The organism is Sphingobacterium sp. UBA7253 (genome assembly GCF_002472745.1).
In the GTDB taxonomy this organism is placed as follows: domain Bacteria; phylum Bacteroidota; class Bacteroidia; order Sphingobacteriales; family Sphingobacteriaceae; genus Sphingobacterium; species Sphingobacterium siyangense.
This window is the reverse complement of sequence record NZ_DKSP01000120.1, coordinates 46,092-69,441: the sequence shown is the minus strand read 5'-3', so window position 1 is coordinate 69,441 and position 23,350 is coordinate 46,092. Positions and strand designations below refer to the sequence as shown.

Here is a 23,350-nt window from a genome sequence, read left to right as displayed (position 1 = left end):
CTTTATAAAGTCCGTGGAAAACGTATTTGATTCTATATTATCCCGGTTAAAATGTTTAGCATAATAATCTCCAGCAGACGCAACAACTGTATTCTTGCTGTAGCTTCCATCACTATTCTTCACAACACCATCGCCGATAATACCATTATATCGTCCCGGAATTGTCTTTTTTAATTTTCCCTCTTCCATCAATACGGCATGCGTCAACGAATATCCCACTCCGCCGAATTGACCATCAAATAAGAAATTAAATCTAAATCCTTTGTATTTAAATTCACTCCCCCAACCAAATTTGGTCGTTGCATTTGGATTACCGATATACATGTTCTGTTGGGACAATACAGGAAGTCCATTTTCATAAATAATTTGACCATCCTGATTTCGCTCATATCCGAGTCCATAGATATCACCAAATCGTTTACCAGGTATGGCCACAATTGTTCCTCTACTTCCAAACAACGTGGATAGCACCAATTCTCCTTGCAGATCTGCAGGTATGGAAATAACTTTCGAATCATAGCTCGTAAAATTTCCATACATATTCCAATTTAAGCCATCTTTCTTCTTGATAATATCGCCAGAAAGCGCAATCTCTATCCCCCTATTCCGTACCTCTCCAGCATTCGTAATCTGATTTCTGAAACCGCTTGAGGGATCCAGCGGAGACTCAATAATCTGATCAAATGTCGAGTTTGAATACAGAGTAAGATCTAATTTAAGTCGATCTCTGAACATTCTAAAATCTGTTCCTACTTCATAAGAACGCGTACTTTCGAACGTCAGATTTTCATCTGGAACGGTGGTTGGATTTGTAAGCCCTCCAGTGGTCCCCTCAACACTACGGTAACCATAAGAGTTTAGATAAGCCCGTTTTCCTCCACCTCCGACTTGAGCAATCGATGCTCTGACTTTCCAAAAATTTATCGCTTTTGGCAGGTTTAGCAATTGGGAAATAACAAAACTTGTATTAAGCGAAGGGTATATAAATGGTTTAACTTCATTCCGTTTCGGAGATGCTAATGTACTCGCCCAGTCGATACGATTCGTTGCATCGACAAAAATCATATCCTTATAACTATAATTTAGTAAGGCATATAAGCTATTGGCTGCATATTCCTCGCGGTAAGGTAAATAAACGATTTTTTCCCTCGCATTGGCAAAATTATATTGGTTTGGATAAATAAGACTATTAGCGTAAGCATCATCTTTAATATACTTATTGTGCATCAATGAACCTCCAACCGATGCGCCAAATTTGTGAAGATTGTTCCGTTGATTGTTATATTGCAATAAAAAGTCGGAAGTAATTTCCTGGTTATTGATGGACTGCTCCCGGTAATAGCCATAAGCATATTTATAGGTATCAAATGGCCTGGATTGTTTGCGTTTATCATAGCTCCAATCGATTCCTGTCCGCACCATCAAATTCAACTCCTTATTGAATTTATAATCGGCCTGTAAATTTCCAATAATATTGTTTTTATCCTGCGCATTGATCATATCATAAGATATGGTTCTTGGATTATCCAACAGGTTTGAAAACGGAGTCATCTGTTCAATTCCTTCCTTTCCTGGAATCCAATTCTGCTCTAGCCAAGCTGCATTCACATTCGGCACAATGCCCCGTACAAAGTACATGTAACTTTGATTGTTATAACCGCTATTTGGTAAATTGTCTGATCCTCTATTATTAAAATTAATTTTTGTTGAGAGGCTCAGTTTATCCGTCACCTTGTTATTGAACTGCATAGCGATGGTATTCCGATTATAACCCATGTTGGGAATAATCCATTTGTTCGTTACGTTGGTATATGAAAACCGTGAACTGGTCTTTTCAGTAGCACCAGAAATACTGATCGAATTAGTAGACGTGAGCTCCGTTTGGAAAAGATCCTTTCGGTTATTTTCATAGGGTCTCCATAATGTCCGCTCTGGAGGTGTCAAACGATAGAAATTAGGATCGTACTGGTAAAAATACTGTCCATCAAATTTGGGTCCCCAAGCAGAAGACGTACTTAAAGTACTTGCACCATCCTCTGACTGTCCGTAGGAATAATAAAGATCCTGATCAATCGCACCTTGACCATATTCGTATTGATAATCGGGCCATCTGTTAATTGTCCCAATTGCCGTATTCGAATTAACGGATACACCAATTTTATTTTTAGCCCCTTTTCCCTTTTTTGTGGTAATAATCACAGCGCCATGTGCGCCACGGGAACCATAGAGCGCTGAAGCGCCTGGTCCTTTCAATACTGAAACGGACTCGATATCATCCGGATTAATATCCGCCAATGATGTTCCAAAATCTACAGGAGAATCACTATCCAAATAATTGGAACTACCATTACCGGTCATCCGCGTCCCTCCTCCCATGACAACACCATCCACAACAATCAATGCGGAATTATCGCCCGTAAAAGATGTTTCCCCTCTTAAAATAATCTGATTGGATCCCAATGGCCCCGCACCCGACTTTACCAAATTCAAACCAGCGACTTTTCCTGTTAGAGCATCCGTCCAATTGTTTGAAATTGCATTCGTCAATTCCTCGCCTTTGACCGTGCTTATGGAATAGCCTAATGCCTTCTCTTCTCGCTGTATGCCTAGTGCTGTCACAACGACTTCATTGAGCGCCTCCGATCTCGCACTTAAAAAAATTTTAGCATTCAATTGGGCTGACGAAAAACTTTGCGTTTCAGCTTCGTAACCGATTAGCTGAAAACGGATTGCTGTCCCTGATTCTACTTCAATATCGAAATTACCATTTCTGTCCGTCGCTCCTTTAACTACACCCGCTGCAAGGATTGATACGGATGCCAAAGGTTCTTTCGTCTGATTATCGACAACTTGCCCTTTTACTCTAATCTTGGTCTGCTTAACTGCATGCACAGCTTGATCAGATCCTAGTGGAGCCGCCATTGCTGTAAAATCCATATTACAGGCAATTGCTAATGCCACAAATAGCACTTTCGAGGAGGAGTGCCTTAGATTAATTTGGATAGGGTTAATACTAAACATAGTTATTGGTGTAAATTGTTAATTTTCAATTTGGCACAAAAATATATTCTTAACAAAAAGTTTGTTTTAACTTAATGTTTTCTTTTTGTTAACAATTGTTTCGAATAGCATTTCCTTTTATCATACTATTACCGTTTTAATAAAATGCTTTGAAGTTCACCCTGAAGGGATTATCATGCATTAGGCACGCTTTTAAGCGATCTTTCTTTGGTTATTTTATATTTACAAATCGAAAATAATTAATAATATTTAAAAAACGAAATAAATCGAAATTATTTAAAAGCCCATATTAAAATAAAAAAAACAAGAATTACTTAGTCTTTTAGGAATTATAAGACCGTCGGAAAGGGCCCGAAAGGAGGATTCTAGGATGTTTTAAGTAAATTTACTCCCCCCTTTAAGTAGCTATTTAGTATTTTACATAACTACTATATCCATGCTAAAACAATACCGTAACTATACTGGAAGTATACGGTAACTTTCATGTAAAACTACGACAAGAGTAAATAACCGTAGACACAGCTGCCAACTGGGGTAAAAAGTGGGTGATCAAAGCTTCAGTATCCGCAATACTGAAGAAAACAAAAAGAGCCCAAACTTTCGTTGGGCTCTTTATTACAATAGAAGCGTTAAGGCTTAAGCCTTCTCGAAACTCCACTTCACATAGTTAATGTTCTTGTCATGCGCCAAATACTTCCGTTCGTAATATGTTTTAATGGATAAAACGTTATCAACCAAGTCTGAATGGTAAAGATCTGTCGTTTCCTTATATTTTTTCAAACCCTGTAAATCGATCTGCTCTAGTGTGTAAGCATAAAAACCGTCATTGTCTGTTTTCAGATTCATCATTCCTTCAGGCTTCATAATGATTTTATAACGTTCCAAAAACTTTGGCCCGGTCAATCGTTTCTTTTCTCGGCTATCTTGCGGTTGCGGATCCGGAAAGGTAATCCAGATCTCATCAATTTCATTTTCAGCAAAATGTTCAAGGATAGTCTCAATTTGTATCCGAAGAAAAGCAACATTCCGAATTCCATCCTCCAAAGCTGTTTTGGCTCCTCGCCAAATACGATTACCTTTAAAATCGATACCGATGAAATTTTTCTCCGGAAACAATCTCGCTAGATTAACAGTATACTCACCTTTACCACAAGCAAGCTCCAAAACAACTGGATTATTGTTACCAAATTGCTTCTCAGCCCATTTTCCTTTATATTCTTTGCCTGCGTCGAGTTGGATTACATTTTCAAAAGTAGCAACTTCAGCAAATTTACGTAGTTTGTCCTTTCCCATTTTTTAATAAATATCCCGCAAAAATAACCTTATATTCCCGCTAAAAAAAATAAATCTGAGAGACAGCACGAATACCGGTAATTACAGAACAATCTGAAGTCCTGTAGCAGACACAGGAATGCATAAATTGCATCCACACGGGCGAATTATATTGCATATAAAAAGCAATTTATCTAAGTTTGCAGGAATCAATAACTTATCGTGGAGAAAGACGCTAAAATTTATATAGCAGGCCATCGTGGAATGGTCGGATCGGCAATTCATCGCAAACTATCGGAGCTTGGGTACAACAACATTGTCACACGCACATCTTCCGAATTAGATCTGCGCAATCAGCAAGCAGTGGCTGATTTTTTCGATCAGGAAAAACCGGACTATGTTTTCTTAGCCGCAGCCAAAGTTGGCGGGATCATGGCGAACAACACCTATCGCGCTGATTTTATCTACGAGAATATGGCTATACAGAATAACGTCATCAAATCTTCCTACGATAATAAGGTTAAAAAATTAATGTTCTTAGGCTCAAGCTGTATCTATCCAAAAATGGCTCCGCAGCCTTTGAATGAAGACATGCTACTCACGGGTACTCTGGAGCCTACAAATGAGCCTTACGCAATTGCTAAAATCGCGGGAATAAAAATGGCGGAAGCTTTCAGGGATCAGTATGGATGCAATTATATCTCCGTTATGCCAACAAATCTTTACGGAATTAACGACAATTACCATCCGCAAAATTCACATGTCTTACCGGCCTTGATCAGAAGATTTCATGAAGCTAAAATCAATCAGCTCCCTGAAGTTATGATCTGGGGAACAGGGACCCCCTTACGGGAATTTCTTTTTTCCGATGACCTGGCAGATGCCTGCGTTTTCTTAATGAATAATTACGACGAGAAACAATTTGTCAACATTGGCATTGGCGAAGATTTAAGCATTAAGGAACTTGCCGAATTGATTAAAGACGTCATTGGTTACCAGGGAACTATTTCCTTCGACAGTTCCAAACCTGACGGAACACCGCGAAAACTCATGGATGTCTCAAAACTACATGCGCTGGGCTGGAAACATCGAGTTAACCTTCGGGAAGGCATTCAACTAGCTTATGCGGATTTTTTGAAGAAAGAAGCAAATGCTTTTGAATAAATCCAACGCGATCGCATTAGTAGGTCTCGCTATAGGAAGGAATTCCGTACTCGTTAACCTCATCCTTGATCACTGCATTTTCAGCTTCCGCAGCTTTATTTTTCTTCTTTTTCTTGGGACGAATAAAGCTCGTTAATTTACCGATGAGGCCGGTGATTTTATCTTGATTGATCTGGCCGACAGCACGCTCTGATAACAGCAACATCAGCGCTTTCTTTAAAACGCCCGTATTTTTTAGGAACAACCTATTCATAACAAAGGGAACCCCAATACGTAAGATCTTCGTTAACCAATCAGAATCTGGATTATTACTTTTGGCAAACATCTGCTGTATAATATTCGCACCCGGGATATTATTTTTTAAGGAATTAAAAAAACGGATGGGGGCCTCTATTTTATTGTTAAGCAATGTAAATTGAGCCTTTAGATATAGCTCCTGCTCATTCTTTAATGTCTTTAAGCGCAATATTTCAGCTTTAAGTTCCTGTAAATTACGTATTTTGGTCTGTTTATTGTTCATTTGTAGCCCTTTCTCTATCAAGTTTTTCTTTATGCAGTTCTTCCTCTTCTTCCTCAATTTCATCGTTCCATTTAGCCAAAAAACGTCGAATGGAGAGATCCATAAATTTTGATTCCAGCATAGGCTCAAAAACGCGGATTAGGATAATGATCACTAAGAAGATACCTGCTGTTGCCAAAAAACCTAATGAATAACTACCCAATAACTCTCCCAGCCAAAAACCTAGTGCTAAGCATAAGAAAAACAGAACAAATAAAGTAAAAATAAGCTTAGTTGCATCTACCACTAAGCTTGCAATTAAACGAGATGATCGTTCAATTGTTTTTAATTTAACAAGTTTAAATTGGGAGTCAATATACTCCTTGGTCTTTTGAAACGTACCACTTAGTGAAAATTTTTCTTCTTCCATGCATCTAAAATTTATTCAGGCTATTTCAGCCCATAACTAAAAAAACGAAAACGCTGTATCTTATAACCGCAACACAGCACTACTCTATACCCATGAAGAGCGCGCAGCTATCGTAAAAACAGCTATCTCGCGAAATAGCCTGATAATATGTACTCTACACCAATTATTCTTTTGAATAATCTGCGAACTATGCATGTTCGATGATATCATCATCCAGCACTTCTTCTGCCTGATTTAACTTCCCTTTTAACGTAGAAACAATCTTCTCTTTGAAATCATTCAACTGATCAAATTGCTCCTCTGCTCTTTCCCGAATAGCATCACTCAAATCGCTTAATGAATCATTTATTTTATCTCTTGTATCCGACCCTTTGTCTGGAGCAAATAAAACTCCCAAAGCTGCACCCGCGGCAAGACCGGCTAATAACGCCAAAGCTACTTTACTTGTGTCATTCATTTCTTTTTCTTTTAAAGTTCTAAATCTATTACGAAGAATCTAGTCCTCGTTAATAATACAATTAACAAAGCAAATCGTTTGCCAAACAATGCTTTTTATCCGTTATTAATAAGGAACTATATTAACAATATAATCATTTTTTTCGGTAATCTTGGATCCTCCATCAATATTTCACCCGACAATTATTAACTTACTCAATTTTTTAGTATCTTTAAATCAGTCGATTATGAAAATTATGCTAAATAAAACCTATTGCAGCGCCGTCTATGGGATAAATGCCTGCACTATTACCGTCGAGGTAATCGTATCTACTGGCCTCCATTATTATATCGTTGGCCTGCCTGACAATGCCGTTAAAGAAAGCTTAAGACGTATCGAAAGTGCCATTAATTCCTGTCAACTTCACATGCCACGCCAAAAGATCGTTGTCAACTTGGCACCCGCAGATATTCGTAAAGAAGGTTCAAGTTACGACCTATCAATTGCAATAGGCATATTAGCATCTTCCGGCCAAATCACAAATATCCGTCTGGAAGACTATCTTATTTTAGGCGAGCTATCATTAGACGGAAGTATTAAGCCCATACGTGGTGTTCTACCAATTGCATTACAGGCGCGCAAAGAAGGGTTTAAAGGAATAATATTACCTAAAGCCAATGCAAAAGAGGCAGCTATCGTCACTGAAATCGATGTTATTGGTGTAGAAAATCTGACCCAAGTAGTGGAATTTCTCAATCATACTGTAACAATCGAGCCTACAAAAGTTAACATACAAACATTTTTTCAGGATGATACGGCCATTTATGACGTCGATTTCTCTGATGTACAAGGACAGGAGAATATCAAACGAGCGCTGGAAATCGCAGCATCTGGTGGACATAACCTTATTTTAATAGGTCCACCAGGAGCAGGAAAAACCATGTTGGCAAAAAGACTACCAACGATCCTTCCCCCACTCAATATGACCGAATCGCTGGAAACGACCAAAATACACTCTGTGTCTGGAAATCTAAAGGCGAAAGACTCCCTCGTCACTGCACGGCCCTTTCGTTCTCCACATCATACAATATCCGATGTGGCCATGGTAGGGGGCGGCTCAAATCCATTGCCGGGTGAAATTTCTTTATCCCACCATGGCGTATTATTCCTTGACGAATTGCCAGAATTCAAACGGAGCGTCCTCGAAGTCATGCGTCAGCCACTTGAATCGCGTCAAATTACGATATCAAGAGCTAAACTTACCGTCGAGTACCCCGCAAGTTTTATGCTCATTGCTGCCATGAATCCCTGCCCCTGTGGTTATTTCAATCACCCCGAGAAAGAATGCATCTGCGGCACTAACACCGTTCAGCGTTATCTAAGCAAAATATCAGGACCACTTTTAGACCGTATAGACCTCCACATCGAAGTCACCCCCGTGCTATTTGATGAATTGAATACAACACGTTCTATAGATGATAGCCGCACGGTACGCCGTCGGGTCATTCAGACACGCGAAATCCAGAAAGAACGTTTTAAATCCTTCCCAGACATCCATTGTAATGCCCAGATGAGTACACAATTGACCCGAGAAATATGTCAGATTGATGAGCCCGGAAGGAAGTTACTTAAAACGGCTATTGAACGTCTGAGCCTATCTGCAAGAGCATACGATAGAATACTCAAAGTTGCTCGAACAATCGCTGATATGGAGCAAAGTAAAATGATCGAAAATCATCATCTCGCCGAAGCGATCCAGTATAGAAATTTAGATCGGGAAACCTGGGGTGGAAAATTTTAAAACTGAGCCAAACAATGCTTAATAACCCAAGGGAAACAGATAATCGTCAAGATCAGACCCGACAATGCGCCAAAGAAATGAGCATCGTGATTTATACCATCTTGCGCTTTTTTTGACGCCCACACACAGTAACCTAAAAACAAAAATGCAAACAGATAAGCCGGCATCGGTATAATCATCATCACACCAATGGTAATTTTCGGATCGAAAAGAATGTAGCTAAACAGAACCGCACAAATCGCACCTGAAGCGCCTAAACTATAGTAACCGGGGTTATTTTTTTGCTGGATGATTGTTGGAATATCGCTCAAGATCAAACTACCGACATAGATTACGGCAAATAAAATATGACCGTATGGACTTGCTTCTGCAAGTATGCGCTCCAAACCAAATGCAAAATAATAGAAGGTAAGCATATTAAACAGCAGATGCCCCCAATCTTTATGCACAAAGCCACTGGTAAGGATGGTATACCATTTTCGATTACGTGCGATACTATACGGATGCAACATCAGTTTACCGTAAAGTTGTTCATGTGAAAACGTATAGATACTGGTAGCGAGCGTAAAAAAGAAAATAATACTCGCAATAGGCATTTCTGTTAGATAATATAATAGCATAGTAATTCCTAGAATCGATCCTCTAAAAGTAAAACGTAAAGTTCTTTTGGTCCGTGTGCACCCAAAACCAATCTTTTCTCAATATCAGCCGTCCTGGAGGGGCCGGTAATTGTCGAAATCATTGTCGGTATTTCCTGACCGTAACGCTTCTGCATATAGGCTAAAGCATCCTTTAGATCCCAAACCAATTGCGAAGCTTTGGCAATGACAATATGAATTGGAGGATATATACTCAACCTGCGTCCTGAAGCATTTGCATTACTCACCATAACACTTCCATTACGTGCAACCAATGCTTCACATGAGGTAATGCTCGCATTTGCTGATTCAAAATCCTCCGCTGTTTTTAAAAAAGGGAAACCATATGGACTGAGTAAATTTTGAACACCTTGTTCCCAAGCGTATATATTTTTGATATTATTCTCCTCGGTCAATAAAATCAGATTTTCAATCAGACCGATCTCGCCATCACAATACAGAAACTTGCCTCCCGCAGCAGTCAATTCGCGAACAAAAACAATATCCACCAACTCATCCTCTTCTTTATAAAGCGGCGTTTCTTTGAAATTGGGATGTGGATTATCGTTTTTCTGTAGTAATGCCTGACGTACCCGTTTTAACATTATCTCTTTCGCTGTTGCGTTCTTCACGTTCATGGCGCAAATATATATAAATGCAGCGCTAGATCACTCTAGCGCTGCAGCATTCAAATTAATTCAAATTATTGGAGGGTGTTTCTGAACTCTGCCCTTCGTTAGATCGCGCTTCGTCCGGATGAACATCCAACGGTAAATCTGTCTGTGGAACTCCACCACCATCAGCACCATTCACAAACTCCTCGTAAGTAGTCTTGGTTTCAAATGGACGTTTACCTAATATCTCTTCCAAGTCCGACTGAAAAAGAATCTCTTTTTCCAATAGCTTTTCTGCTATTTTAATCAAACCCTCACGTTTATCCAGCAATAACTGTTTGGTACGTGCATAGACGTCATTAATTAAGTTACGTACCTCTGCATCAATCAGCTCTGCCGTTTTGTCAGAATACGGCTTTTGGAAAGATGCCTCAGAACTATCTCGGAAGGAAACATTTCCAACTTTATCATTCATACCGTAGATTGCAATCATCGCATAAGAAAGTTGCGTGATACGCTCTAAGTCATTTTGAGCACCTGTTGAAATTCTTCCAAAAGTAATATCTTCAGCGACACGACCACCCATAGTCATACATAAACTGTCTATAAGCTGTTCTGTCGTATATAGGAACTGCTCACGGGGAAGATACTGTGCATAACCCAAAGCAGCGACACCACGTGGTACAATAGACACTTTTACCAAAGGATCGGCGTGCTCTAAAAACCAGCCCGCAATAGCGTGCCCAGCCTCATGATAAGCAACAATACGTTTCTCTTCCGGAGAGATGATTTTGTTTTTCTTCTCAAGACCACCGATCACACGATCAACGGCATCCTGAAAATCCTGCATATCAATCTCGGGTTTATTTTTACGGGCAGCAATAAGGGCTGCTTCGTTACACACGTTGGCAATTTCAGCTCCCGCAAAACCAGGTGTCTGCGCCGATAATTTTTTTGCATCGACCTCAGCCGATAATTTCAACGGCTTTAGATGCACTTTGAAAATTTGCTCACGGCCAATCAAATCCGGTTTATCAATAGAAATTTGACGGTCAAAACGTCCTGGACGCAACAATGCTGTATCCAGTACATCGATACGGTTAGTAGCCGCTAAAATAATAACGCCTGAATCCGTACCGAAACCATCCATCTCCACCAATAATTGGTTCAATGTATTTTCACGCTCGTCATTACCGCCCATCATCGAGTTTTTACCACGAGCACGACCTATAGCGTCAATCTCATCGATAAAAATGATACATGGCGCTTTCTCTTTCGCTTGCTTAAACAAATCGCGAACACGCGATGCACCTACACCCACAAACATTTCGACAAAGTCAGATCCGGATAGCGAGAAAAATGGCACTTGAGCCTCTCCGGCTACAGCTTTAGCCAATAAAGTCTTACCTGTTCCTGGAGGCCCTACAAGCAAAGCGCCTTTCGGAATTTTACCCCCTAGATTGGTATACTTACGTGGATTTTTTAAGAAATCCACAATCTCCATAACTTCTTGTTTCGCTTCTTCAAGACCAGCAACATCATTAAATGTGATATTGATCTGCGATTCTTTATCAAACAACGTCGCCTTGGATTTACCTATATTAAAGATCGCACCGCCACCGCCGCCAGCACCACCGCCCATACGACGCATCAAGAAGATCCAGATTGCAGCCAATACCAACAACGGCAACATAAACGTGATAAACCAGCTTGCCCAAGGGTTGGAACGATCATCATAAGTCAACTGGACCTTTGGTGTACCTGGCGTTAATTCCGCTTGCGATGCAGCTAATTTCTTTTCTAAAACATCGGGAGAGGCATCCTTAAAAATATATTGTGGACCCTTGTCTTCCTGTCCTGATAGACTTGGAAGCGGATCAGCAGCTTTTGTAGCGTCTTTAAAACTTGGGTTATCTTTCCAGCCCTTTTTTAGATAGACCTCCACTTCGACAAGATCATTCTTTTTATAGGCGACGAGACGCTCTACAGCGCCTGTATTCAACATACGTGTCTCAAAATCACTATAGCTAACTTCCTTAGCTGGGCTTTCTCCAAAAACGTACTGTAAGGCAAAAAAACCTAAAAACATGGCAATCATAAGCCACACAAAATTGAATTTTGGCGGTTTCGGGCTTACCTTACTACTCGGGATTTTTTTCATTATATCGTAATTATATTTTCTTTATAAATTTTTTCGTTGAGGACAATTAAGCGCTTTGGAAATGCTGTACTTCTGCATCTCCCCATAAATCCTCGATACCATAATGCGCTCTTTTTTCGGTCTTAAAGATATGTACAACCACATCCACAAAATCCAAAATCAACCATTCACCATTGGATTGTCCTTCTTTATATTGGGGTTCTTGACCAAATGCCTTATAGACTTCTTCTTCGACACTCTTTGCTATCGCATTCACCTGAATGTTAGAATCGGCATGACAAATCACAAAATAATCGGAAACAGAACTGTGAAGATCTCTTAAATCCAAGCGAACGATCTCGTTTGCTTTCTTTTCTTGCATACCATAAACGATAATTTCTGATAGACGTTGGGACAATTCTGAACTTTTATTTTTACTCATTAAAAAATGTGATAGTTTTGACTTAATATTTATTTAATACTTTCAGTTTGCAAAATAACAATATTTCGGGACTTATCATCGGTCAAAATACAATATATCTTGACAAAGTCGCCTCTACAAACGATTATCTCAGGGAATTATTGTCAAATTTCAAGCCACTAGCTGAGGGGACTGCCATTTTAGCAGAAGAACAATTTCAGGGCAAGGGGCAGCGTGGAAGCTCCTGGGTCAGTGAACCAGGGAAAAATCTAACAACATCGATCCTCTTAAAGCCTCATTTCCTGCCCATAGCGGAACAATTTGCGCTTTCCGCCACAATCGCCATTGCAACCGTCAATTGGCTGAAAAGCAAAACCGAGCAGCCTGTAGCCGTGAAATGGCCCAATGATATTTACGTCAATTCAAAGAAAATAACAGGCATTTTAATAGAAAATAAATTAAAAGGCAGTAAAATAGACCACGCAATTATTGGCATTGGTGTAAATATTAATCAAATTAATTTTGACACAGCAACAACAATAACCTCGCTCGCCTGCCTGACCGATCGACAGGATTACAACATCAAGGAACTGGCACAGGAGTTATTCCAAGTGATCCAACAGGAGTACCTGAACCTGTATAAGGAGGGGGCTCAATATCAGTTAAACCGCTACAACGCGTTATTGTTTTGGAGAGGTGAAGAAAGACCATTCCTAGTCGACGGCATCAAAAAAACTGGCATTATTCAACAGGTGTCTAATGACGGGAAGCTACTGGTTCTTTTGGAAGACACCTTGCGCGAATTTGATATCAAAGAAATTACACATCTTATTACTTAATCTTTACAAAAAAAGGATAACCCATTTTAGGATTGTCAAACCTTTGTTCTAAATTTGTCAACAGCGTGATTAAACCTTTATTCACCCGAAGTATCAAAGAACAAGAACACACTGCAATCATTGTAGTGAAAAAGGAAAGAACAAATTAAATTCTGATGAAAAAGTTAATACTGTTAATGACTGTGGTAATTTTTGCAGTTACGGGAGCATTCGCTCAGATTCACAAACCGGTAAAATGGACTGTGGCGAGCAAAAAGTTAAATAACAAAGAAGCTGTAGTTTATGTAAAAGCTACAATCCAAAATGGATGGCACATATATTCACAAAATGTGAAAGATGGTGGCCCAATTCCAACTTCTTTCAACTTTGCTAAAGCGGCAGATTATACATTGGTAGGTAAAACTGCAGAGCCGAAACCAAAAGTAAAACACGAGGATGTATTTAAGATGGATGTTGGTTATTTTACAAACGAGGTAATTTTCCAACAAAAAGTAACTTTAAACAAAGGAACTGCCACCGTTAAAGGCACTGTTGAATGGCAAGCATGTGATGCATCACAATGTCTTCCTCCAGACGAATATGCTTTTGCTGTGACAATCAAATAGTAAAAATGATTCTACACGGATAAATTAATAAGGCGATTCTCATCGCCTTTTTTTATTTTTGACCATAACATCAGAAATTCATACGCATGTTAAAAAACACATTCATTCTACTTTTAATTGCTTTTTTCAGTCTTTCTTTAACGACAGCAACTTTTGCCTCCGCACAAGATAGTTTAACAAGTACAGAAGGACTTCAATTTGAATCATCACCGGATACAGCTACCGCTGTTGAAGCGGTACCTGAGGATCTAAATTTTACAGCTTCACCTGACACAATGGTTAGTCAGGACAGCAGCAAAATAGCTCCTGTTAAGGCAAACGCTCCCTCCGGGCAAGAATCAAGTAAAAAATCACTTTGGAGTATCTTTATCGCAGGATTAGTTGGCGGCTTCGCAGCGCTACTCATGCCATGTATATTTCCAATGCTCCCACTTACCGTAAGTTATTTTACAAAACAGGCTGGAAGCCGCGCAAGCGGTATCAGCAAGGCACTCCTCTACGGTCTCTTTATTATTGTGATCTATGTCGCTTTAGGAATGATTATTACCATTTCCTTTGGTTCGGATGCATTGAATGCTTTATCCACAAATGGGGTATTTAACTTCCTATTCTTCCTCTTATTAGTTGTTTTCGCCGCATCCTTTTTTGGTGCTTTTGAAATCACGTTACCGAGTTCTTTTGTCAATAAAATGGATGCCAAATCCGACAAAGGCGGTCTCGTAGGGCTTTTCTTTATGGCATTCAGCCTTTCACTGGTCTCCTTCTCCTGTACTGGCCCCATTATTGGCACCTTATTGGTCGAAGCGGCCTCAAAAGGAGAACGCCTAGGTCCCGCAATCGGTATGCTTGGCTTTTCTATAGCACTTGCAATTCCTTTTGGCTTATTTGCGATGTTCCCTTCGATGTTAAAATCCCTGCCAAAATCTGGTGGCTGGTTAAATTCGGTGAAGGTTGTACTCGGCTTCTTAGAGCTTGCACTGGCACTGAAATTCTTATCAAATGTAGATTTGGCCTACCATTGGAATTGGCTGGATCGGGAGGTGTTCTTATCGCTATGGATTGCCATCTTTAGTATGATGGGCTTATATCTTATTGGAAAGATTAAATTTTCACATGACAGTGAATTAAAATTCCTCTCCGTACCGAGAACTATTCTCGCTATCATTGTATTCTCCTTCGTTATCTATATGGTACCGGGGCTATGGGGAGCTCCCCTAAAATCAATTTCAGCTTTCTTGCCACCCTCGGCAACACAGGACTTTGACCTGTCGGCAGGAATAGCAGCCGCTCCCGCACACAGTGATGGTAAAGTCAAAAAATACGCGGAGATTTTTCACGAACGCGGTACACCAAAAGGATTTGATCCATATTATGATTATGATCAGGCCTTGGAAACAGCAAAAGAACTGAATAAACCTGTATTGATAGATTTTACAGGTTGGAACTGTGTTAACTGTCGGGAGATGGAAGCAAATGTCTGGACTGATCCTGCGGTTGCCAAACTATTGAAGGAAGAATTTGTTATGGCCGAATTGTTTGTCGATGATAAAACAGAATTACCTGCAAACGAACAATTCGTATCAAAATACAGTGGCAAAAAGATTAAAACGATAGGAAATAAAAACAGTGATTTCCAAGCATCGACGTTCAATAGCAATTCACAACCGTTATATGTTATTGTAGACGCCACTGGAAAGGTATTGGTACCTCAGTCTGGTGCAAATAGAAATATTGAACAATATAAAGCGTTTTTACAGAGCGGAATTGATGCATTTAAGGCAAAAAAATAGCCTGTATACAGCAGAAGGTATCCGTCGAGATTAACAGCAGAGAACAAGCAATTATTAAATTTGCATTATCTTTAGCTCACACTTAGATGAATTGCAGTTAATAAAGCGATTGCTTGTTCTTAATAGCGATATTGGCGACTTCTAATAACGGAAATATAATTGTATATACGCTTAAAAATAGCTAAGTTTGAGTACGTATGAGTAACATTAAAAAAATTGCTGTTTTGACATCTGGAGGAGATGCTCCAGGAATGAATGCTGGTATCCGTGCTGTTGTTAGAGCGGGTATCTACAATAATCTTGAAGTATTTGGCGTACGCAGAGGTTATGATGGTCTAGTTAATGGTGAGATTATCCCCATGGATGCTAAATCTGTAGCCAATATCATACAACGTGGTGGTACTATCCTAAAAACAGCCCGTAGCGAGGCCTTCAAAACTATTGAAGGACGTAAACAGGCTTATGAAAATTTACGCAGCCACGGTATTGATGCCATGGTTGTCATCGGTGGCGACGGTACATTTACCGGTGCGTCCAAGTTTATAGAAGAATTCGATTTTCCGATCATCGGTCTTCCGGGCACAATTGATAACGATTTGGCCGGCACAGACTTTACGATTGGTTATGATACAGCCATTAATACAGTTATCCAAGCCGTAGACAAAATTCGCGACACCGCCGAGTCTCATGATAGACTTTTTGTGATCGAAGTGATGGGCCGCGACTCTGGACTTATCGCCGTTCGCTCTGGTATCAGTACCGGTGCCGAAGCAGTTCTGGTTCCTGAGTTCGAGGTAGACTATGATGCGATCATGAAAAGACTTGACAAATCCCGTAAAAATAAATCATCCCGCATTATTATTGTTGCTGAAGGTGACAAAGAAGGCGGCATGGTTGTTTCGGAAAAAATCAAGGAAAATTTTCCGCATTACGATGTTAGATTATCAATTTTAGGACATATCCAACGCGGCGGAAGCCCAACATGCATGGATCGCGTGTTAGCCAGCAGACTTGGAGTGGCATCCGTAGAGGCTTTACTACAAGGTCGCAGGGGTGAAATGGCCGGTCTAATTTGCAGTGAAGTAAGATTCACTCCTTTTAAGAGTGCCATCAAGCATAACGTAAAAATGAATGAAGACCTACTTCGTATCATTGAAATCCTTTCTTTGTAAGTGATATAAGTTATTCTTAACTAACAATAAAAAAAGAGTATACATGTGATGTATACTCTTTTTTTATGCCTTTCGTTGCTAGATTGTCCAAACCCTTTAGGCAAAGGCCTGACACCTAAACTATCATGTTACCTAAAGCCACAATAGTACCATATCCGGCACAGTTGTTATTTAAGCAAATTATTGAGGTACTCTTCAGATACCGGAGGTAACTGAATGGCTTGGCCTGCTTTCGCCATCGAGTCAGCAAAATGATTCGTGTTGCTGATCGCCTGTTCGTAGGCCTTCACAACCTGTTCCGATAAGTGCAATACCTTAGGATCTTTGAGATCAACACGGTATTGATTATTTTCCAGTGTAACATGCTGATAAAAACGATATGCAGCAGCTTTTAGTTGGCCCAGCTCCTGTTGCGATAACTGATCGATTCTGGCATTAGGCGGCAGCGTGACATCGATAAAAGTCGTGTCTTTAGCCAATTGATCAATAGCATGATCCAAAGGAATGGCATGCAATGCCTCTAGGTTGACAACGGGAATCCCCTTACCCTGATCGCCACTGCAGGAAGCAAGAACCGTCCCCAAGAATATGCCCAAAATTACTGTTTTCTTCATCTATATAATTTTTATTGCCACAATTGCTTTAGAAATCCCATTGCTCAACTTGTTTAAAACTCAGGATTCATCATTCCCTAGTTGGATTGTACACGAGGATATAGTAGTTCCAAGTGATCATTCGCTATAGCAGCAGGCGAAGTTAGTGAATTCCCTCCACGTTATCACAGCCGCTAGCGCAGTAACGATGAAAGCGCAGGTTGATCAGGACAGCTATTATTAAATAGAAACCCCTAATTGTAGACCCAGCTCACCTGAGTATAACAATTAGGGGTTATTCAAATGCCTAATGGCAGTTATATACCGATTTATTTTAGCAATTCAGCTAACTTAGCCTCCAAAGCCTCACCTCTTAAATTTGATGCTACAATTTTACCTGAAGGATCGATTAAGAAGTTTTGCGGAATACCACGTACTTCGTACAACTTGACCGGAGCCGATTTCCAACCCTGTAGGTCCGAAACGTGTGGCCATTGTTGTAAATTATCATCATGAATAGCTTTCACCCAAGCATCTTTTTTACCCGGATTGTCTAAAGAAACACCAAACACGGTAAATCCTTTGTCTTTGAATTTATTGAAAGCCGCAACGACATTCGGATTTTCGTGGCGACAAGGACCACACCAGCTTGCCCAAAAATCCAATAAAACATATTTACCTCTTAAAGAAGATAGGGAAATATTCTTTCCTGTTGTGTCTGGCAATGTGAAATCAGGCGCTACCGAACCAACAGCAACTGCTTTCAATTTCTGGATACGCTCAGCCAATTCCTTACCTTTTTCAGAATTTTTCAATTCAGGAGACAATTTCTCAAAAGAAGTCACATATTCATTGACGTTCTCACCGCTGACATTCTCAGACAACAAATCCAACGTGTACCAGCTTTTTGGGTTTTTGTTAATAAATTCAGCATCTGCTTTTTCCATTTTTTCGGAAATCTCACCAGCCTGTTTTTGCAAACCTTCGATGAATTTAGGATCCTGTTTTTGAGTCTCCGAAGCCGCATAATATTGTTGGTTCAACGCCTCGAACGCATCTGTATGAGGTTTCACAAAAGCCTTGTACTGCGTCAGATCATCATTGAGCGCTGTACCCGAGACGGTTGCATCTTTGAACCCTTTGGTTGCATCGACTTTGATAACTCCTTTAGAAAGATATAGCTGTGCTGTTTCAGGCTGCTTTTGACTATTTCTAAGTTCAGCAAAAGATAAGCCTTCCGGTGAATAGATCATCATACCCTTCGTTGGCGAAGCCACCTGTCCGTTGAACTTAAACTCACCTTTTACAACCGTTGCTGAATCTGTCTGGCGAGTTCCATTGGCAGCATATTGCATAAACACTTTCGCTTTGTCTGACGTCGTGTTTACCTTTCCTGTAACCGTATAGCTTTCTTGTGCCATTAACAAGGCTGGTAAAAAGCTTAAACCCATTAATATTCCCTTTTTCATAATTATATACTTCCCATAAATGTAAAACATTTCCGTTTCACTGTCGTTCTATTTAACATTATTTAGCAAAGATGTTACCAACGTCCTGAAGCACCGCCACCGCCAAAATCACCGCCACCGAAACCGCCAAAACCGCCACCTGAGCCGCCGCCGAAGCCACCGCCACCACCTCGGCCGCCACCGCCGCCAAGACCATTCAGCAATGTCCACCAAAAGATATCAGAAGCGCCACGTCCATTCATCACACGACCGCCACCACCGCCACCGCGGCCGCCGCGATTGGAGAAAATAACAATCAAGAATATCACAATAATAATGACAAACATCACCGAACCTGACCCCTTTCCTTTCGGTTGTTTTGGATCAGCTTTGTATTCGCCTTTTGTGTAGGAAATTAAGGAACTGGTCGCATCGTCGACTCCTTTGTAGTAATCCCCCTGACGAAAAGCCGGTTTGATATCATTTTCAATAATACGATATGCAATGGCATCGGGGACAGCCCCCTCTATACCATAACCTGTTTGAATAGTTACCGCACGATCTCCCAGGGCTACCAACAACAGAATACCATTATTATACTTTTTATTCCCAATACCCCATTTTTTCGCTAAACGGACTGCATAATCAGAAATGTCATAGCCGCCGGTTGAATTCATCATAACCACAGCAATTTGCGTAGATGCGGAATCCTCAAATGCCAATAGCTTCTGCTCCAATAATTGCTTCTGACTTGCTGTCAATGTGTTTGTATAATCATTGACAAGTCTGTTTGATGTTTCTGGGAAATCTTGACCCAATACTGTGGCTATCGACAGCAGACAAAGCAACATAGCCATAGCAGGGATTCGAATCCGAGAAAATAATCTCGATACAAATTTCATCCTATTATTCTCTTTTATTCATTTTTATTTGCCTTAAGCAATCTTGATGCTCCTAATGGCGTTCCGTGAATCCCGAAGTCGGGTTTATCACAATTTTTATCAATCTATTTGCGAGACAGGCGATAGCAGCTCGGGGTTCTTGCTGGTCACTTAACAATTAACGGTCTCCAAAAACAATATCATTTGGAAGCTCATTGATGTCATCGTGTTCACGCGGAAAGAATTTTGCCAATTGTTTACCCGCATGCTCGATCCCTTTGACCAAGCCCTCAACAATGCGATCCACCCGAAACTCCGCCACCATAAGATCTTTGGTACTGTTCCAAAAATCACTTTCTACACGTTGGTGGATTCCCTTATCGCCAATAATGGAAAATTTATGATCCTCAAGCGCGATATAGATAAGAACACCGTTTTTCAACGTGGTCTTATGCATGCCCAATTTGGAAAAATAATGTGTTGCACGATCATGTACCTCGTCGGGGCAATGATTTTCTACCACTACACGAATCTCACCGGAAGTCTCGTTTTCAGCCACATTAATGGCGTGAACGATCTTCTCTTGTTCTTCAGAATTTAATGCCATAGTCTGTATACGTTTGCACTTCAAAACCAGATTACCAGACGGTTATTCCAGACTCAAAGTATCTAAAACTAGTTAAAACACGATAAAAAAATGGATGATGTGCTTCTACGAAAGCCGCATCATCCATCGTCCTGTTCATTACTAACAATTTACTATTAGAATGATACCGTTGGCGCTTTATCCGAACCCGGGGCTGCAGTAAATGTACCTTTCGCCTTAAATCCGAACATACCCGCCATTAAATTATTCGGGAAGCTACGTACGGTGGTATTGTATTGCTGTACCGCTTCATTGTAAGATCTACGTTCTGTTGAAATACGATTTTCAGTACCTTCCAACTGTGCCTGTAATTCCAAAAAGTTCTGATTTGCCTTCAAATCAGGATAAGCTTCAACCGACGCTAAAAGACGACTCAACGAACCGCTGAATTCATCCTGAACTTTTTGAAACTTGGCAATATTCTCCTCAGACAAATCATCGGCATTAATCGTTACCGAAGTTGCCTTAGCTCTTGCCTCTACAACGGCTGTCAATGTACTTTCTTCGTGCTTTGCCGCTCCTTTTACCGTATTAACCAAATTTGGAACTAGATCCGCACGACGTTGATACGCATTTTCAACTTGTGCCCATTTTCCTTTAACATTCTCATCTTGTGAGACCATCGTATTGTAGCCACAGGAGTTTAATGATACTAATGCAAATAAACCACATAGGGCGACCAAAAATCTTTTAATTTTCATTGTTCAAAGAATTAAATACTATTCAAATTATACGGTTACACTATCAAAGCATATACCAAGCTCTTACTAAGATAAGAATATTTTTATTTCCAAATCTCCAAATAGCCAATATTCATTAACTTTGTCTCGGTTTTGGGATAAAAACCCAGCCCCCATACTATGCAAAAAGAAATCGAAATTGCGATACTTCCAGAAAGGATCGAGGACGAACAGTACATTATACAGCAGGGCATAAAAGCTTTACGCGTTCAACCCCAGCAAATCAAAGGTTATAAAATCCGGAAACGTTCAATTGATGCCCGAAGCAAGCAGGTGGTCTACCGGGCAAGGGTTATCTACTATATCGATGAACTGCCTGTTCCTGAGATCTATTCGAATAATTTCAAATCCGTTAAAGACGGAAAACCCGTGATTATTATTGGCGCAGGCCCTGCCGGCATATTTGCGGCCATCCGCTGCATTGAGCGTGGGCTCAAACCAATTGTAATCGAACGCGGTAAAAAGGTCCAAGACCGTAGGCGCGATCTCGCAAAGCTGAATCGGGAAGGCATCGTAAATCCCGAATCAAACTACTGTTTTGGTGAAGGTGGGGCCGGAACTTACTCCGATGGGAAACTATATACACGTTCCAATAAAAGAGGTGATGTAGACAAAGTGCTCAATCTTTTTGTCTCCCATGGTGCTACGACAGATATTCTAGTCAATGCACGGCCACATATTGGCACAAATAAACTACCGCATATTATTGAAGCAATGCGTGAGAGTGTTATTGAATTTGGCGGCGAATTTCATTTTGATCAACGTGTCGACGACATTTTAGAATCTTTCGGTCATGTGCGAGGTGTCAAGTTAGCCAGTGGCGAAGAAATTAAGGCCGATCACGTCATCGTAGCAACAGGACACTCTGCACGGGACATTTTTGAGCTTTTTCACCGTAATAACTGGCTGATCGAAGCCAAAGCCTTTGCATTGGGTGTGCGCATCGAACATCCGCAGTCAATCATTGATCAGGCGCAATACCATTGTCAGGTTAGAAGCGAGCATTTACCCCCTGCATATTATAGTTTGGTTGAGCAGGTTAATGACCGTGGGGTATTTTCATTCTGCATGTGCCCAGGTGGCGTTATCGCTCCCTGTGCAACAGATTTAGATGAAATCGTTGTCAACGGATGGTCCCCATCCAAACGAAATAATCCGCACGCCAATTCAGGTACCGTTATTCAGATTAACCTTGAGGACGTTGCCAATGCACATAAGGATCCTTTTGCATTACTTAATTTTCAGAAAGAGATCGAGCGAAAGGCTTTTGCCGTAGGTGGCGGTAAACTCGTTGCTCCCGCACAACGTATGGTCGACTTTGTCGAAGGGCGTGTATCGATGGATCTGCCAGAAAACTCCTACAAGCCCGGAACAGCCTCTGCAGATCTCACCGAAGTGCTACCTGCTTTTGTTCATGAAGCATTACGCGGTGCACTGCCAATCTTTGGCAAAAAGATGAAGGGGTATTATACCAATGAAGCCATTTTAGTTGGTGTAGAATCACGGACATCTTCACCTATTCGGATTCCTAGAAATAAAGAAGATTTACAACACCCTCAGGTCAAAGGACTTTACCCTTGTGGTGAGGGTGCAGGTTATGCCGGAGGCATCATTTCAGCGGCTATAGACGGTATTAATTGTGTTGATGCGATCAATTTAAGTTAACATTTTTTGTTTTTTCTCTTGCAGAATACGAATAAATGCCTTACTTTTGTAGCATCAACGCGAAAGTAGCTCAGTTGGTAGAGCACAACCTTGCCAAGGTTGGGGTCGCGAGTTCGAATCTCGTCTTTCGCTCTAAAAAAGCTTCCAAAATTTGGAAGCTTTTTCTGTTTTGTAGTACTACCCTTTCTTTTTTTCCAGCCTCCTATTTGGATCATTGAAAAGATATAATACCCCAACCAATACCACAATAAGTCCTGCTATAACAAAAGCCGTTGCAATAGCATCTGCTGTAAATACTGAACGGTCAGCACATTATCATAAAATAAGCACAATAGGCCACCTTAATACAAAAATAAGTAAGATTTAGACTCACTATCATCTATTTATCGATAGAGGCTTAACAAGAAAAAAGCGAACACGCTATAAAACCCAAGGTTTATAAGCGTAAATTGTATATAAAGACAAGTACATGGTCGTACAAAACCACAGAAAGATACCACAGATCCAATTGTTTCTATAAAAAATGGCGTTTACC

Annotated in this window: 21 protein-coding genes and 1 tRNA gene; 8 read left to right on the top strand and 14 right to left on the bottom strand. The window is 40.4% G+C overall.

The features are described 5' to 3' along the window. Positions 1 to 3,021: SusC/RagA family TonB-linked outer membrane protein (locus B2X72_RS12460; protein ID WP_286849729.1), on the bottom strand; the 3,021-nt coding region annotated here is incomplete at its 3' end. A gap of 636 nt (positions 3,022 to 3,657) precedes the next feature. Beyond that, complete coding sequence (gene trmB, locus B2X72_RS12455) at positions 3,658 to 4,314, bottom strand: tRNA (guanosine(46)-N7)-methyltransferase TrmB (protein WP_070561432.1); 657 nt, start codon at positions 4,312 to 4,314, stop codon at positions 3,658 to 3,660. A 201-nt stretch (positions 4,315 to 4,515) separates the two neighbouring features. Here trmB and fcl point away from each other — a divergent pair, with 201 nt between their 5' ends. After that, positions 4,516 to 5,457 (top strand): GDP-L-fucose synthase, encoded by a 942-nt coding sequence (fcl, locus tag B2X72_RS12450; protein ID WP_070561434.1) that lies wholly within the window; start codon positions 4,516 to 4,518, stop codon positions 5,455 to 5,457. Between the two features lie 16 nt (positions 5,458 to 5,473). Here the strand turns inward: fcl and B2X72_RS12445 are convergent, their stop codons facing one another. The 3 genes from B2X72_RS12445 to B2X72_RS12435 form a co-directional block, all read right to left on the bottom strand. Then, complete coding sequence (locus tag B2X72_RS12445; protein ID WP_070561436.1) at positions 5,474 to 5,977, bottom strand: hypothetical protein; 504 nt, start codon at positions 5,975 to 5,977, stop codon at positions 5,474 to 5,476. After that, positions 5,967 to 6,386: a hypothetical protein gene (locus tag B2X72_RS12440; protein WP_070561438.1), complete on the bottom strand. Its 420-nt coding sequence runs from the start codon at positions 6,384 to 6,386 to the stop codon at positions 5,967 to 5,969. The genes B2X72_RS12445 and B2X72_RS12440 overlap by 11 nt, the downstream gene beginning before the upstream one ends. A gap of 187 nt (positions 6,387 to 6,573) precedes the next feature. Next, positions 6,574 to 6,843 carry a YtxH domain-containing protein gene (locus B2X72_RS12435; RefSeq protein ID WP_070561440.1) on the bottom strand — a complete coding sequence of 90 codons (270 nt, stop codon included), beginning with the start codon at positions 6,841 to 6,843 and terminating at the stop codon, positions 6,574 to 6,576. A 235-nt stretch (positions 6,844 to 7,078) separates the two neighbouring features. On the opposite strand from B2X72_RS12435, the gene B2X72_RS12430 reads away from it, so the two are divergent. Continuing rightward, the gene (locus tag B2X72_RS12430; protein WP_070561518.1) at positions 7,079 to 8,623 is read left to right on the top strand and encodes a YifB family Mg chelatase-like AAA ATPase; all 1,545 of its coding nucleotides are present in this window, start codon (positions 7,079 to 7,081) and stop codon (positions 8,621 to 8,623) included. Here the strand turns inward: B2X72_RS12430 and B2X72_RS12425 are convergent. Genes B2X72_RS12425 through rsfS form a run of 4 tightly spaced genes read right to left on the bottom strand, consistent with a single transcriptional unit; the run spans position 8,620 to position 12,457 of the window. Beyond that, a complete protein-coding gene (locus B2X72_RS12425; protein WP_070561442.1) occupies positions 8,620 to 9,243 on the bottom strand; it encodes a rhomboid family intramembrane serine protease in 624 nt (207 codons plus the stop codon). The two genes, B2X72_RS12430 and B2X72_RS12425, sit on opposite strands and share 4 nt — an antisense overlap. 8 nt (positions 9,244 to 9,251) lie before the next feature. After that, positions 9,252 to 9,899 carry a LutC/YkgG family protein gene (locus B2X72_RS12420; protein ID WP_070561445.1) on the bottom strand — a complete coding sequence of 216 codons (648 nt, stop codon included), beginning with the start codon at positions 9,897 to 9,899 and terminating at the stop codon, positions 9,252 to 9,254. A gap of 55 nt (positions 9,900 to 9,954) precedes the next feature. Beyond that, positions 9,955 to 12,036, bottom strand: coding sequence for an ATP-dependent zinc metalloprotease FtsH (gene ftsH, locus B2X72_RS12415; protein WP_112375078.1), 2,082 nt, complete (start codon positions 12,034 to 12,036; stop codon positions 9,955 to 9,957). Positions 12,037 to 12,082: 46 nt separating this feature from the next. After that, entirely contained in the window at positions 12,083 to 12,457 is a 375-nt protein-coding gene (gene rsfS, locus B2X72_RS12410; RefSeq protein ID WP_046673130.1) for a ribosome silencing factor, read from the bottom strand. A 47-nt stretch (positions 12,458 to 12,504) separates the two neighbouring features. On the opposite strand from rsfS, the gene B2X72_RS12405 reads away from it, so the two are divergent. From B2X72_RS12405 to pfkA, 4 genes are all read left to right on the top strand, one after another. Then, positions 12,505 to 13,275 carry a biotin--[acetyl-CoA-carboxylase] ligase gene (locus B2X72_RS12405; RefSeq protein WP_083295773.1) on the top strand — a complete coding sequence of 257 codons (771 nt, stop codon included), beginning with the start codon at positions 12,505 to 12,507 and terminating at the stop codon, positions 13,273 to 13,275. A gap of 155 nt (positions 13,276 to 13,430) precedes the next feature. After that, entirely contained in the window at positions 13,431 to 13,880 is a 450-nt protein-coding gene (locus B2X72_RS12400) for a protein-disulfide reductase DsbD domain-containing protein (RefSeq protein WP_070561447.1), read from the top strand. 86 nt (positions 13,881 to 13,966) lie between these two features. Next, positions 13,967 to 15,670, top strand: a complete 1,704-nt coding sequence (locus tag B2X72_RS12395) for a protein-disulfide reductase DsbD family protein (RefSeq protein ID WP_070561449.1) — start codon at positions 13,967 to 13,969, stop codon at positions 15,668 to 15,670. Positions 15,671 to 15,867: 197 nt separating this feature from the next. Beyond that, positions 15,868 to 16,842, top strand: a complete 975-nt coding sequence (gene pfkA, locus B2X72_RS12390) for a 6-phosphofructokinase (RefSeq protein ID WP_075990255.1) — start codon at positions 15,868 to 15,870, stop codon at positions 16,840 to 16,842. A 167-nt stretch (positions 16,843 to 17,009) separates the two neighbouring features. On the opposite strand, the gene B2X72_RS12385 is transcribed toward pfkA, so the two are convergent. The 5 genes from B2X72_RS12385 to B2X72_RS12365 form a co-directional block, all read right to left on the bottom strand. Then, positions 17,010 to 17,456 carry a hypothetical protein gene (locus tag B2X72_RS12385; RefSeq protein WP_088163276.1) on the bottom strand — a complete coding sequence of 149 codons (447 nt, stop codon included), beginning with the start codon at positions 17,454 to 17,456 and terminating at the stop codon, positions 17,010 to 17,012. A 308-nt stretch (positions 17,457 to 17,764) separates the two neighbouring features. Further along, positions 17,765 to 18,904, bottom strand: a complete 1,140-nt coding sequence (locus tag B2X72_RS12380; RefSeq protein ID WP_145328772.1) for a TlpA disulfide reductase family protein — start codon at positions 18,902 to 18,904, stop codon at positions 17,765 to 17,767. A 74-nt stretch (positions 18,905 to 18,978) separates the two neighbouring features. After that, positions 18,979 to 19,740, bottom strand: a complete 762-nt coding sequence (locus B2X72_RS12375) for a TPM domain-containing protein (protein ID WP_088163278.1) — start codon at positions 19,738 to 19,740, stop codon at positions 18,979 to 18,981. A gap of 202 nt (positions 19,741 to 19,942) precedes the next feature. Next, on the bottom strand, positions 19,943 to 20,371 hold the full coding sequence (locus B2X72_RS12370) for a TPM domain-containing protein (protein WP_075990259.1): 429 nt from the start codon (positions 20,369 to 20,371) through the stop codon (positions 19,943 to 19,945). 155 nt (positions 20,372 to 20,526) lie between these two features. Continuing rightward, a complete protein-coding gene (locus B2X72_RS12365) occupies positions 20,527 to 21,105 on the bottom strand; it encodes a LemA family protein (RefSeq protein ID WP_046673163.1) in 579 nt (192 codons plus the stop codon). Positions 21,106 to 21,270: 165 nt separating this feature from the next. On the opposite strand from B2X72_RS12365, the gene B2X72_RS12360 reads away from it, so the two are divergent. Continuing rightward, the gene (locus B2X72_RS12360; RefSeq protein WP_286734267.1) at positions 21,271 to 22,815 is read left to right on the top strand and encodes an NAD(P)/FAD-dependent oxidoreductase; all 1,545 of its coding nucleotides are present in this window, start codon (positions 21,271 to 21,273) and stop codon (positions 22,813 to 22,815) included. A 59-nt stretch (positions 22,816 to 22,874) separates the two neighbouring features. Further along, positions 22,875 to 22,947, top strand: a tRNA-Gly gene (locus B2X72_RS12355). Positions 22,948 to 23,350 lie beyond the last annotated feature (403 nt).

Coding starts and splice junctions, on each gene's coding strand:
- trmB (WP_070561432.1), bottom strand. CDS start 4,314: ATGGGAAAGGACAAACTACGTAAATTTGCTGAAGTTGCTACTTTTGAA.
- B2X72_RS12445 (WP_070561436.1), bottom strand. CDS start 5,977: ATGAACAATAAACAGACCAAAATACGTAATTTACAGGAACTTAAAGCT.
- B2X72_RS12440 (WP_070561438.1), bottom strand. CDS start 6,386: ATGGAAGAAGAAAAATTTTCACTAAGTGGTACGTTTCAAAAGACCAAG.
- B2X72_RS12435 (WP_070561440.1), bottom strand. CDS start 6,843: ATGAATGACACAAGTAAAGTAGCTTTGGCGTTATTAGCCGGTCTTGCC.
- B2X72_RS12430 (WP_070561518.1), top strand. CDS start 7,079: ATGCTAAATAAAACCTATTGCAGCGCCGTCTATGGGATAAATGCCTGC.
- B2X72_RS12425 (WP_070561442.1), bottom strand. CDS start 9,243: ATGCTATTATATTATCTAACAGAAATGCCTATTGCGAGTATTATTTTC.
- B2X72_RS12420 (WP_070561445.1), bottom strand. CDS start 9,899: ATGAACGTGAAGAACGCAACAGCGAAAGAGATAATGTTAAAACGGGTA.
- ftsH (WP_112375078.1), bottom strand. CDS start 12,036: ATGAAAAAAATCCCGAGTAGTAAGGTAAGCCCGAAACCGCCAAAATTC.
- rsfS (WP_046673130.1), bottom strand. CDS start 12,457: ATGAGTAAAAATAAAAGTTCAGAATTGTCCCAACGTCTATCAGAAATT.
- B2X72_RS12400 (WP_070561447.1), top strand. CDS start 13,431: ATGAAAAAGTTAATACTGTTAATGACTGTGGTAATTTTTGCAGTTACG.
- B2X72_RS12395 (WP_070561449.1), top strand. CDS start 13,967: ATGTTAAAAAACACATTCATTCTACTTTTAATTGCTTTTTTCAGTCTT.
- pfkA (WP_075990255.1), top strand. CDS start 15,868: ATGAGTAACATTAAAAAAATTGCTGTTTTGACATCTGGAGGAGATGCT.
- B2X72_RS12385 (WP_088163276.1), bottom strand. CDS start 17,456: ATGAAGAAAACAGTAATTTTGGGCATATTCTTGGGGACGGTTCTTGCT.
- B2X72_RS12380 (WP_145328772.1), bottom strand. CDS start 18,904: ATGAAAAAGGGAATATTAATGGGTTTAAGCTTTTTACCAGCCTTGTTA.
- B2X72_RS12375 (WP_088163278.1), bottom strand. CDS start 19,740: ATGGCTATGTTGCTTTGTCTGCTGTCGATAGCCACAGTATTGGGTCAA.
- B2X72_RS12370 (WP_075990259.1), bottom strand. CDS start 20,371: ATGGCATTAAATTCTGAAGAACAAGAGAAGATCGTTCACGCCATTAAT.
- B2X72_RS12360 (WP_286734267.1), top strand. CDS start 21,271: ATGCAAAAAGAAATCGAAATTGCGATACTTCCAGAAAGGATCGAGGAC.